Here is a 13,773-nt window from a genome sequence, read left to right as displayed (position 1 = left end):
TTCAAACAAATACGACACCTGTGGCGATTGTTTCACTGAATCTGTTATAGCTACCATTTCGATGCAATGTACGGACTTGCCAAGAGTAAAACGCTCGCAGTGTCCCGTTATCTGTTGCGCTACTCTCCCGGTATGCAGTGCCCCGCGATATGAGGGCTGACCCACAATTACCTTGAAACTGCCATGGCTTTGCTGGGCCCCATCCCGCGTTCCAGTAGTAAAAATCTGCGATGACCTGACCCCCTACCTTAGCTTGTAGCTGCCCATCATGCGGTGTAATTTCAATCATATTTACCGCTCCTGGCATCGTCGGCAAAAATAGTCGGGATGGATACAGATCATGTTGAAGGTATCCTATCCGATCAAAATCGAGCGTTCCGGCTAGGGGCCAAGCCTCGCAGTCTTTATTCACTAACTGTTTGAAAGTTGGTGGAACGATTAGAGTTGTTGTACTGAGTTCATCAGTAGCTTGGCTAGAAAGCATCTCTCCACACGTCCAGAAGGATTCGATATGGGCTGCCAAGTCGGCTTCTTCCAAACCGCTGTTTACGGTTTGTGACCATCGCATAATCGACACTTCTACACACCGTTCCTCCGACATTACGATGGGCGAGCTAAAAGCTATTAGCTCGTCGCCAGGATTTTCCGCCTCGACTCGACCAAGGAGAGTACGCAATGAAATCTCGATCGCATTACTGTCACCGTTGAATTCAGTCAATGTCGGTAACCAGTCAGGACGCCTTGGCCGAAGAAAGGCCAAAGTTGGATGAATCGGCAGTGCCAAAAGAGATTTCTGATCCGTCAACTCCGCTGGTATCTTCCAAATGTGTGTGGCCACAGCTAACGTGCGAAGGTAAGCGGAAATAACGCGAAGAGCGGTTCGAGTTGAAAAATGACTGGAAAAACCATCACCTAAGGGGCGAATGAAATATCCTGCATCCCCTTGGTACGGAGCATCCGGATATGACGCCCGGTTTTTTGTCCACTCGAAGGCCATTTGTCGAACAAACGGAAAACTGGTAAAATCTTCAAGCCTACTTATGGTCGTCCGGAATATTTTTGGCAAATCCACGCCTTGAACGCCATCAAAGTCATCAGGAATAATGAAATCTTCTGGGGCAACTTCCAGAACCGCATAGTTGACTTGAATTGGTAGCCCAAAATTATTCACCAGCAGATCTGAAAGTGGAGAGGGTAGAATAATATTTTTAGCCAACTCTATAGTGGGAGAGTAGTTGAACTCTTTTATTGCCATCCAGAAGATGCACAGCACTTCGACAACTTCAGCTTCAAGCTTGCGTGAACGCAGTAAGTGAAGTAGTGAGGATTCGGTTTCCGCCTTTGTCGCAGGTTCTCCCAGTCGAGCCGCAATTTCCTGCATAGTCCACCACCGGGCAGACGTAGATGGCCACCCAAGACGGGCAAGAAGAATGTGAAGGTCGTTCATTGAACCTCCAGGGAGTTAGGTAAAACCAGCTCTAACATCCAGCGAGGTGGTTCCAAAGGCAAGGTCCGAGTATCCTCAATCACGCAATTGACCATCGTCTCTGCGAATTTCACAGCCTCTTCTATACGGTTCTGCTTGATGTATAAATAGACCATGAGCTCCGACGGGGCAAGGCGTGACGGTTCTGGGTCATCGAACATGCTATATGTCGTTTTTGTCACAAATTCATCACAGCGTTTCGAATAGTATTGAGCGACTAGCTCGAGTCTGTTACAGGTCTTTTCTTCTCTCTCCATGTAGCCAATCCATCCTCCACTGCGGATCTGAGCATGTACAAGATACTTCCATGCCGCTGGCAAGCCACTTAATTTTCGTTTTGCTTGAAAAGCTATCTCAGACAGAGATAGTGCTTCTCTCATCCATCTGTTATCTGAAAAAAGAACCTTATCAAGCTCAACGAGTAAATCTCGCCCCCTCTTTTGGCTTTCCCAGTACTGGTACCAAGTCCGAAGAAGCTCCGGTCGTTCTTTATAATATGGCTCCAGACTTTTGAGTAAGTCTTCTAATTGTTCAGGTTTAAAGACCGTGACGTCTCCGTCATAAGGTTTGTTGTCAGTGTCACTGCCTGAGCTTTCTTGGCGCTGTAAACAACCAATATCCCATCCAGTATGCTCTTCAAGAATACGAAGCCGTTCGGAAGCGCTTGCACAGCCATCCTGCACAAGTTGTTTCAGGGCATCACGTATTTCGGGGTGAAGGCCAGTGCGTAACAGAGCATCCAGTGGCCACCCTTCGATGATTCCCTGTTTGATGTAGGTTTGCATGCTACTTTCGGCCAGAGCCCAGTCACCCGAACATGTATGCTCTTCCAATTTTATCACCAGTGCGGAAGGCTTAAGCTTAGCTAGCAGCCGATCAGCTTCAGTAAGAACATGCCTTGTGCCCTTGCCATCTGTGTAATTCAGAACATGGTGGATTTGCGGTGCAATTTGGCTAAGTAATCGACAGGCTTCCTTCGGCGCAACATCGGCCAGATAAGCGATGGCATCTACCGTATTATTCAGTGTTGGATCTTTGCGATGCCCATATCCGGTTGTCAGCTCCCATGTCTGTGTACAAAGTTCACGAGCATCAGAAGTAAGGCGGTGCTCGATCGCAATTGAGCAGAGTTGTAATGGTATCTGAAGATGGATGCTGGTCTCATTTTGAATGTCTGCATCAAGCAATAGACGCTGAGCGCGAATGAATGTCACAGCGGCTTCGTATGCCATTTTTGTCAGCGATCCGGCTGTGTATTGAGTGCGGAAAGATGTGCTATCGAACCAAGTGCATTGCAAGGCTGCATCAATAGTCTCAGGGGAAAGTTCCACATCACTAATACCAGTTAGTAGAACACTACCAAGATGAATATCGCAAGCGATACGGTGTAGTGCTGCTTGGAGATCCCCGGCAGCTGAGTTTCTATCATAACTCTGCCTGAATCTCCGAAATTCAATAGGTTCGAGTAATTCATATAGCACATGGAAATCGATGAATTCACCGCGCCACCAACGTTGAGCTATTTGTGCACCAATGGCGGACAGGGCATTGAGGTAATCAGTAATATTTTCTCTATCTTCATAGACAGGGGCTTTGATGTACTCGAAGTTTGATTGCCCCTCCGCAATCATACAAAGACTTAGATGTACAGCGCCAAATAGCCAGTGGTGCGTTAGCGCCGCCAAGTCATCTGTGCGCTCATAGTAGTTGCCCTTCAGCCAATTCACCGGAACTGGCTCGTTCGAAGGCGTTGAGGTTTTCGTAAGAGCAGCCTCTATCGCAGCCACAAATGGAGTTCTGACCAGTACATTGAAGTCTTCGCGCTCGGTAACATCTACCCCCGCTTTTGCTGCTGCGCGAATGCAAGCATCGCTGATGATACGTTTTTTATGGCTATTGGATAGCGAAGCAGCAACAGCCATTAAGTCGTCCAAATTGCCTTCATCAACCAGCATTTGAACTCGAGGCAGCCATGCAGCCGGCCGATTTCGCTCTACCAACCACGCGAGTTTCTCAGGAGTGGCCCCTATAACGCCGAGTTGCGCGAATGCACTGGCCAGAAATGTAAACTCATCAGAGCCCGTCCTTGAGTTATATTTGCGGGAGAACTGGTTCAAGCCCTTGAAACGGTGCAGCACTTCTTCACCACAGGTTTCAGCCAGAACTTGATCACCTCGCGAGTGTAAGGCCAGACCAAGCGCTGCAACATTCAGGATGTCCGTTTCGTGCCTGGACGCAACAGCCTCGCGTATGACGCTTTCTTCTGCCGCCAGAGTTAACGTAAATGATATGAGCCTGGCAAAGTCGTCGTCTTGCATTTGGAACTGGCTACCATCGACCATGCGAGACTTTAAGTGTGCCAGGCGATAGGCATCTGCAAATTTTGCGGTTTCAAGTGCAGCAACCAGAGCGTCAGATAGTAGTGTGTCGAAGAGCGATTTGGGATAACCTTCTTCTAAGCGGCGCATGATCCAGTCACGGGTAATACCTGTGATGAGATTGGTGGGCTTGCCCATTTTCGCTTGAACCGTCCATAACCAGTTCACACGTAGTGAACTGGGAGCCAAGCGCTCAAGCCAATCTGTTACCGCAGGCATCAGTTCATTAATCCGAGCCTCGTAGCCTGCGGTTGCGCGCACGAAAACAGCCAGACTCTCATGAAAGACCTTCAAACCAGCTGCTGATGAGTGAAGTAAATGTTCCACTTTGCCGACTTCAGGATCCGCCAGCTTGATGATCGCTGTGATCTCTGAGAAGGCAGTTTTTGGCCAAAAAAACGGAAAGGCGCAGATGAGTCTTAGTGTGTCCTTCTGGCTTGGGGGAAGATGCTCCCACAACGATGCATAGTAGAATTTGGCGTCTTTGCTCAAGTCCCCCTTCAACTGCTCAACATCCCAGCGGGATAATTTATGACCGGCATGTTCCAGTTCCGCTGTCGCGTATATAACGTGAAGAGGGTGGCCGTTTGTTCTGTTGCGGAGTGCAGATGCTGCATCTTGCAGTTGTTCTTCGGCTTGCCGCTCATCCTCGAAATGACTTGTAAGCTTGCCCTCTTGGAGTGCTCTACGAAGGTAGGAAAGAACTGCATTCTCAGACATTGCCGGTAAGGTTCGCCATTCGGCCTTTGGAGCAAATGCAAGCAGGTCCGTTGGCAACTGGGCGTCATTTACCGGCTGAGTACCGACGAGCAACACCATATTGTCCGGGCAGGGAATTACCTGAGAGAAAAGGTCGTCAAGCGGTCGTTTGTCTTCAGCGTTGATACGCCAGACATGATCCAAGCCATCGATAATGAGCACGAATGGCTTACCCAGTGCTTTGTAGTGGGTAGCGCATGCCTCCAATTGCGTATGTAAGCCTCCACTCGTCTTCGGAACATCTCCGTGGAACTGTTGGATCTGTGCCTGAATGGATTGCTCGACAACATAGCTATTGAGCCTGTCACGACCACGCTCCGTTGTGGACAAAAAGTAGTGATGGCGTACCGTTGGGATGCCTTGTTCTGCGAGCGTGTCGCACAGTGCACTCAGATAGGTACTCTTTCCCCGACCAGGTGGACCTGTCAGCACGATTGCCTTCCCTGTGGCGTTAATTATGCTCTGGACAAATTCTTGATGAAACGTCTCGTCAGGAACCTCATACCCTTTTGGAACGACAAAGTCCTCTGGCAGCGGTGTAGGCGGTGAGGCTCGCAGGATAGTGCGGAGTTCGGTCTGTGTGATCCAACCGTTCGGTGCCGGGGTGTTCTTTTGTGTCGCCCAGTTCAGGGCTATATTTTTGAGGGTAGCTATACCCTCAGGTGTACCATGCAGTCGAAGACGTGCATCAACATCATGCTCCAATGCGATGTAGCCCTTATCGCTGTGTTGAATGCGTAATTGGTTGAAAAACGCTTCGCATTCCTCAATGCTACCGAGTTCAGTTTCTACTCTGGAGCGCTGAGGCTCAGGGATCTTGGAAAAATGAATCCTATTTAGCCCCAGACAAGCTTCAATAGCTGCATCAGGCCGGCGGTTCGTTATTAGAGAGATTTCACCAATACGTGCTGGATCGAGTTGTTTGAAAGCATCGAACCATTTACGTAGCATCGATCTAGACCGCTCCGTTTTGCCCGTTTTCTCTAGCATCCAATCCCAAGACAGGGGATGCTTGTCAGCATCCGGGGTGAACTTGATCTGCTGAAGATCAACGAGGCCATCACTTCGTTCGATGACAATGTCATCAAGGCCCTGTGGTGCTTCGTTTTCATTATCGCACTCAAATTTCACGCGGCTATAACGCACCGGTGCATCAAGCCAATCGCACAGGACCTTAAGACCCTGGCGATTTTGATAAATATAACCAGCTGCCGTGATGGCAGTTTTCTTAATATGTTCACTCATAGCGTCAAGTTATGCTTAGTTCGGTTCTGATCCATGTGTCCAGGGTGTTTACAGGCACAAAATGGGTCGGAACAGGATATGGCGGATGAACCATCCAGTAATACACATCGCGGCTCACATAGAGTTCAATATTTCTGAAAGGAACATCTTTTGGCAGTGGCCACTGGAGAAGATTCAGCAATTTTGAACGGTGAGTATCGAGAAATTTTCGGCGGCCTAAGATACGACTAAACTGTCCTGTCTTGTCATTCTCTGCCTTGCCAAATATCCGATCACGAAGACGACGACTATCTTTCATCGTATATGGTGGCTGGTTGTACTTGCACTCTACCGTCACAAGCAAATTATCTTCCGGCCAGTATGCGAAGACATCGAAGTCGCCAACGTCATCAAATTTCTCCCCACGGAATCGTCTAAAGAAATCGATACCTCGCAGAACATATGGTGTATGTCTGCGAAAAATCTCCTCTGTACGAAGCTCGAGGCGCTTTTCAATGCTTTCCTTAACATCGCGAATGACGGGCTTAACATGAGGCCAATCAAATTCTGCTGGCAAATAACCGTCTCGTACCGCCGACATCCAAATATACATTGCCCGGCTTGCTGATTCGGCCCCCCAACGCAGGTCGGTACCATCAATTACCAGCGGCTTAATTGTGTATCGATCGATTCGCTTGTTCCGCTCCCAGTATGGGATATCTCCCTCATCGATATCCCGTCCAGCAAGTCTACGAACACCTGCTTCCGAAAGAGTCAGAAAAGCAACGATTTTTTGGGCCTCAGAATAGTCAAGTCTATCGATACTGTCAGCCAATCCTTGCGCGAGGCGATCCGGTGTAGCAACATAAGACAGTGAAAGTTCGTCGCTAAACCCATATCGTTGAGCTTGCGATAAAACAGCGAGGGCAGTGAGCATGTTCTGCAGTTCGAAGCCCAGGTCGGTTATAAAAGCCTCTTTGAGTTTCTCTGATGACAGTAAATCTTCTGATTCACCTTCTACCGCATCTTTGTCATTTGCACCGAGTCCCAGTCTGGATTTTGCGTTCTCCCTTGCAAAAACAGCTTTACGATCATCAAAACCTGCCGAATAGAAAACTTCAGGAATATACGAGTCGTCGATTTCAACTCCCCCCACATCTATGCCATTGTGAAGGGCATCACTGGCACCAGTCAGCACCATGAACCAATCCACCAAACCTACTAACTCCCGTAGTACATCCTCTGTAACGTCATCTACACCGTTTGAAGATAAACTGACGGTCTTTTCCAACAGATATCGATAATGCCGAGCCTTATCTCCGAATTCTTTGCATGCCTGTTCAATCGCATCAAGTCTGTCGTACTCAACTTCATGAGCAAGACTCTGACGGGTTCGTTGAATTTTCGTTCTCTCGGTAACAAGGAGAGCATCGTGTTGTTCAATGAATGCCTGCAGAAGCTGCTGCCTATCAAATACTGCAAGTCGACTCTCGATATGAAGACGCATGCGGGTACTGGAAGGATCAATCCTGGCCTTGGCATCTGACAGTTCATATCGGCCAGGAACAAGGCCAAGCTCCATGATTTCTGCAGCCAGTCGCCTGCGTGCAAGTTTGTAATCGGTGGGTGAAGGAATTATAGGATGCACGTAGTCTGGGACATCAATATTCCGGGCAATAACTCTCAAATGATAACGGGCAGCTTGTGATGCTCTGTTAGTAAACCGTTGCGCAAAGTCATTGGGCATCTTCAGACTACATGCAGCATGACATTTTTCTATTGTTTCCAGTAAGCAACGAACCTCGAAGGAGCCATCTTTGGCAAGGTTGAGCCCGGCAAGCACTGCGCGTGCATCAACTTGAACGTGAAATAAACCGGGGTTGTTGGAGTCCGCGTTGACTGAAGTGACCACCTGCATAAATTCGTCTAAAGAAGAAGGAATCTCTTCAGCTTCAACAAGACTGGATGGATCCGGTAAGCAGGAAAACAAGACATGTGGTTGTCTAAATAGCAAGATATCAGACATCATTTCGCTACAGCGGTAGCTACAGTCTGCTAAAAGTTGGGCAAAAAGGTCTATCAGGCGACCATCTTCGGTGCGAAGTTCTTTGGGGATTTCAATTAATGTTTGAACGGTACAGGAGCCAACCGATGTTGAATATGCAATCGCTTTGCGATTGCGAGATGCGAGCCGAATAACTCCTTCAGTTGAAGGGCTCAGTGTCCAGCCGATAGAACTGTCTGGAAATACCTTCGGTGCATGCGACCAGAAGTCTGTCAGTACCTTAAAGCGCCAAGAGGTACCCCAGTGAGGATCTAGTCCGATAAATGTAGGGGATATAGCTCCTTCGACAAGTACTCCATGCGTGTCTTTGAATGACGCAAACAGGTCTGCAGCTCCGCGGGAAAATGGGCTAAGAGAGCGGTTCTGAGCATCTGTAAATTTCCAATAGCGTTCTAATTCGTTGAGATCTTTAAGACTATCGAAAATTGTGATGAAATCCGTCAGCGGCAGCAAGCGGGTTGGGCTGGAGGGGATGTCGATGGAACTAAATGCAGTACCTGCGAGTGTCACGACAATAAGGATGTGAAGTTCATCGATTCCAGGTTCTTCCCCATCTCTGGATAGAGAAAGGAAACGCCCGTCACCAAGACGGAAGAAAATCGGCGAACCACGGCTTACCTTGGCGTATATGCTTTCCGCTACGTTTGACAGGCGATCATTCGATACGTGGTCACACATGCAAATGAGATATACCCCAGAATCACTAGGGATGATACAACTAATAGGCAGGTCTTTGCAGGCGGTACCGTCGACATATAGAGTCAGAGGCCCCATAAGGGTTCTTTGGAATCGTTCTGCGACGAACTCTGCAAGTTTCCTATGTGTAGAGGGGCTAACCCCAGTCAGATTTTTGTTGGCCCAATGGTCAATAATGAGGCTAGGAGCACTACGTACTGACATCGGCACCCATGTACCATCTTTTTCGAGCGCCAAGAAGGGCAGCGCCATACCTTGCATCACTGCATTTCCGAAAGCATCCGAGCTCAATGGTGCTTTAAAAGTGCCAAAATGAACATCAAACGCATATCCAGCCTTATCTCGCCAGTTCGCTAGCTCGTCACTGAGTTGATGAAACACTGTTCTACAAGCCAGCCAGAAGTCTTCGGGGACTATCTCAACATGAGCGCATTGTGCCTCGACAGTGGTAGTACTAATGGGAGCCTGAATCGACTCGATGATCCGTGTTTGCAGTGCAATGGCAAGATCCATATGGGCTTGTGCTTCAGGAATATGTGCGTAGGTAATACGGAATGCTTCTACAAAGTCAGGCGTCCTTTCAATACAACTGCCGTAGAACATCGGAGCGAACTCTTGGGCAAGGCGTACCTTGATTTGTCCCCAATCAGTCTCAGGGGAGAAATCCTCGAGCATCGGGAATTCAGGCCATGCTGCATACATTGCTTTCGTAAATGCTTTGAAATCTGCATAGCTATCAATGGACATGCCTTCCTGAGACTCACACGGAAGCTCCAAAAGAACACACCAGGCAAAAATGTGCTTTATCGGGCTGCCAGTGTTAGCTGGCCACAGTTCAGAAGTACTTAAAGCAACGGCAACGTCGAGACTTTTATATTGGCGGAATAATCCCCGTACTGCTTCTAAGCCCTCATGGAAATGTGTTCCCTTATCGATGTCATCAGCCATTAATCCTCGAAATTTGGACATCTCGCGTAGCAAAAAATCGTAGTCAGTCTCCTGCGCTACCGATTTTCGTTCCCGCTTCTCCCGAGATTTTCTACCCACACCATATCCTCCATGTATAAATGTCGTAGTGAACCAGCTAGCATAGCTATCTTATTAAGAATGTTAACTTATTATCATGATTTTCCATTTCTCATATAAGCCGTGAGTATACCGAACTGAAAATTTAAAATTAACGATTATCTTAAGGTGTATTTTAAGCTGTTTCATGTGTAGTAATCACAAAAACAAGTAGCCGTGGAAAATCAAGAAACACATTAACAATGTAATAACTATTCGGTATTATAATGATTGTTATAATAATGAATACATGTAATCGGCCGCTATTGTCAGATATATAAGCCATTCTATTGAGCAAAAATCATTAGCATTCGCCTATATACCTATAAGCCCTTTAGAATAGCGTCTTATCTTGCATCAATCTGAATAGGGACGGAGTCGTCAATAGACTTTGGATGTCACTCGGGACGAAGTTTACGTGTTACCAACGGTAAACACAGGTATCTTTCATGACTCGGTCAATCCCAAAACAAACAAATTATTGCGATCGTGTTCGCATCGTGGACAATGTTTAATCATGAATTGCATGTATATCAACGAAATCAATAAATCTCATTAGATTATGGGGCATGGATGGACAGTAATACTCAAGGATTTACATCATACTGGCGTAACTCCTTAGCAGATGCCGAATCTGGCAAAGGGGCATTTGAGCATAAAGATGCAGATAAATTCACCCGGTGGATAGATATCACCACGGGACGGCTGGATGAAGAGAGCGCCCGTGCGTTCTTTGAGGGAGAAGGCGATACGGTTAAAACGGTCGAGGTGATATTGCGGCCAAAAGTCTGGAATCGTCTGCTAAAGCATGGCAAAGCGCGGACGGCAGGCGCGCCAGCTATCATTACACCATTGGTGACTTCAGCACTCCTGAACCGCGAAGGTTTCCTATTCCCCATAGCACCTGCCACTATCCCTCGTGACCTGCTCGAACCGCTTCCCAAGGGCACCTTCTCTATCGGCGAGATGGAGCAGTATGACAAATACAGAACGACGCACAGTTCATTCACCTTTGGTGTTGATGGCGAACAGGAACGGCGTGAAGAAACCGATGAACAGCGGTCAGAGCGGTGTGCCAGATATCAGCAGTTGTGGCAGAGGTACCTGACCGAGACAAACATTCTTTTGAAAAATGTGGCTGGAAAATGGGTTGACACCCACGAGCAATACGAATTGGCAGGATATGGCTATATTATTAAAGCCAACCAACCCGGTGGGGCCAGCATCCATATTCTTCCTCTGTACGATCATCTGTTGATGTGTAAAAAAGATGTTCCGCTACTATCTCGTTTTGCCTCGATGGCCAGGCCGCTTGTAGAGCCGCTACTTGCCGCTAATGTAAAATTCAGTGAGCGGCTGGGGCATTCCGGGGATGAGTTCCCGCTGGCTATGGCGCAGCGCGATGCTCTGAGCCATTACCTCACCCAGCAGCCGGGTGATATCCTCGCCGTCAATGGCCCGCCAGGAACCGGAAAAACCACTCTGGTTCTCTCTATTATTGCTACTGAATGGGCACGAGCGGCCCTTAATAAAACTGAGCCACCGGTAGTGATTGCTACATCAACCAACAATCAGGCTGTGACCAACATCATTGAAGCGTTCGGTAAAGATTTTGCCATCGGCAGCGGAACAATGGCTGGACGCTGGTTGCCTGAGCTGAAAAGTTATGGTGCTTACTTCCCGTCTTCGGGCCGTAAGGCCGAAGCGGTTAACAAATACCAGACGGATGACTTTTTTAATCGCGTTGAATCCCTGGAGTATGTTGAAGATGCGCGGGTATTTTATCTTGAAAGAGCGAGGATGGCGTTCCCATCGTCGGATTGCAGCTCGCCCGAACGTGTCGTGGCTCTTCTACATGACTGTTTAACCAAGCAGTACGCGCAGCTTAAGCAAATCGAGCTCGCATGGGACAGACTGAGCTGCATCCGCCAGGAACGGAATGCCATCAGCGAAGATCTTGACCAGTATATTCAGGACAAAAGTACGCTACTGCTCGGCAGCACGGATGAGATCACATTTTTAAACCAAGGTAAAAAGCAGTGGCAGCAATATCGCGCTAGCGAGTCGATGATATATGCGTTCTTTTCATGGATCCCTGCTATCCGTACTAAGCGCCATTATAAGATCAAGCTCTTCTTGGACGCTACGTTTGGCCCAAAAATGACCGAGTTCCAGGGGATTGTGCCGGAAGGAATAGACGCCTATATCGACGGTCTTATTGCTCAAGTACAAAAAGAGCAAAGCGGGTATCAACAGCAAATCGATCTTGCTCAGGGCGTTTCCCAACGTGAAAGTGAGGCTGCCCGATGTTGGCACGTTCTGCTCCAGTCATTAGGTCATACGGGCGAGGAGGAGTTTAGTTTAGCTGAAGCCGACGGGCTTGCTGATACACAAATCCGCTTCCCTGCATTCCTGCTCGCGACCCATTACTGGGAAGGGCGCTGGCTGATGGATATGAGCGCTATTGATAATCTTCAAAAAGAAAAAGGTCTTAAAGGGGCTAGAGCGATTAAGGCTCGCTGGCAGCGCAGGATGAAGCTCACCCCTTGTGTAGTGATGACCTGCTATATGCTTCCTCGTCATCTGGCCATCAGGGAACATGTTGGTGGGAAAACATTTGAGGATAGTTATTTATATAACTTTGCCGATCTGCTGATCGTCGATGAAGCGGGGCAGGTGCTTCCAGAAGTAGCAGCTGCTTCCTTCGCGTTGGCGAAAAAAGCGTTAGTGATTGGCGATACGGAACAGATTGCGCCTATCTGGAACAGTTTACCTGCCATTGATATAGGCAATATGGTGGAGGAGAAAGTCCTCCCTGGAGGCACTCAGGAAGAACTGACGGATGCCTATTCTCTGATATGTGATTCAGGTAAAAGCGCTGCGTCGGGTAGCGTAATGAAGATTGCACAGTTTAATTCTCGCTATCACTACGACCCGGATCTGGCGCGTGGGATGTACCTGTATGAGCACCGTCGTTGCTTCGATAACATCATCAACTACTGTAACGCGCTTTGCTACCATGGCAAGTTACAACCTAAGCGGGGGAACGAAAAAGAGACTCTTCTTCCGGCGATGGGCTATTTGCATATTGATGGTCTGGGTCAGCAGGCGAATGGTGGGAGCCGTTACAACACTTTTGAGGCTGAGACGATAGCCGCTTGGCTAGCTGTGCATAAAGAGGAAATAGAGCGTCATTACGGCAATTTGCTGCACAAAGTGGTAGGGATCGTTACGCCATTTTCGGCGCAGGTTAACGCCATCAAGGCCGCATTGCATAAGCTCAATATTAACTGTAACGGTGATGACGATTCGCTAACGGTTGGTACAGTGCACTCCCTGCAAGGAGCAGAGAGAGCGCTCATACTCTTTTCCCCCGTCTATTCCAAACATGAGGATGGTGGGTTTATCGATAGCGAAAGCAGCATGCTGAACGTTGCCGTCTCCCGGGCAAAAGATAGTTTCCTAGTCTTCGGTGATATGGATCTGTTTGAGATCCAACCGGGCTCTTCGCCGCGAGGATTGCTGGCAAAATATCTGTTTGCTTCGAATAGCAACGCATTGCAGTTTGAGTTCCAGGAACGTAAAGATTTAAGTGCAAAGCAAACGCAGATATCGACCCTGCATGGCGTGGAGCAACATGATGCGTTTTTGAACCAGACCTTTGACTCCATTGGGAAGAGTATTACCATCGTTTCTCCGTGGTTGACCTGGCAAAAGCTAGAACAAACCGGATTTCTGGCGTCTATGGTCCAAGCACGTTCACGAGGTATTGAAATTACTGTCGTGACGGACAAAAGCTTTAATACTGAACATGCTAATTATGAAAAGCGCAAAGAGAAACAACGGCGCCTTAACGACGCCATGGAAAAATTAAACGATATAGGCATCACTACGAAGTTGGTCAATCGTGTGCACAGTAAAATTGTGATTGGGGACGAAAGGTTACTATGTATAGGTTCGTTTAACTGGTTCAGTGCTGCGCGAGAAGAAAGGTATCAACGGTACGATACATCGATGGTGTACCGAGGCGAGAGCTTGAAAGGAGAAATTCAAACGATTTATACCAGTTTGGAACAGCGTCAATTGCAAGGCTAGTTTAT

General features: G+C 48.0%; 4 protein-coding genes. 1 reads left to right on the top strand and 3 read right to left on the bottom strand.

The features are described 5' to 3' along the window. Position 1: 1 nt before the first annotated feature. The 3 genes from ACMGF9_RS18115 to ACMGF9_RS18105 are packed head-to-tail and all read right to left on the bottom strand — an operon-like array spanning position 2 to position 9,556. Positions 2-1,447 carry a multidrug DMT transporter permease gene (locus tag ACMGF9_RS18115; RefSeq protein ID WP_414160356.1) on the bottom strand — a complete coding sequence of 482 codons (1,446 nt, stop codon included), beginning with the start codon at positions 1,445-1,447 and terminating at the stop codon, positions 2-4. Beyond that, positions 1,444-5,868: an NACHT domain-containing protein gene (locus ACMGF9_RS18110; protein ID WP_414160355.1), complete on the bottom strand. Its 4,425-nt coding sequence runs from the start codon at positions 5,866-5,868 to the stop codon at positions 1,444-1,446. Before ACMGF9_RS18110 ends, ACMGF9_RS18115 begins: the two co-directional genes overlap by 4 nt. Positions 5,869-5,872: 4 nt before the next feature. Further along, complete coding sequence (locus ACMGF9_RS18105; RefSeq protein WP_414160690.1) at positions 5,873-9,556, bottom strand: hypothetical protein; 3,684 nt, start codon at positions 9,554-9,556, stop codon at positions 5,873-5,875. 690 nt (positions 9,557-10,246) lie between these two features. Between ACMGF9_RS18105 and ACMGF9_RS18100 the strand changes: the two genes are divergently transcribed. Beyond that, positions 10,247-13,768: an AAA domain-containing protein gene (locus ACMGF9_RS18100; RefSeq protein WP_073529326.1), complete on the top strand. Its 3,522-nt coding sequence runs from the start codon at positions 10,247-10,249 to the stop codon at positions 13,766-13,768. Positions 13,769-13,773: the final 5 nt, after the last annotated feature.

This window comes from Serratia sp. BNK-23, assembly GCF_047456145.1.
Taxonomy (GTDB): Bacteria; Pseudomonadota; Gammaproteobacteria; order Enterobacterales; family Enterobacteriaceae; genus Serratia; species Serratia nematodiphila.
The sequence above is the reverse complement of the archived record's forward strand: the minus strand, read 5'-3'. Positions and strand labels throughout refer to the sequence as shown.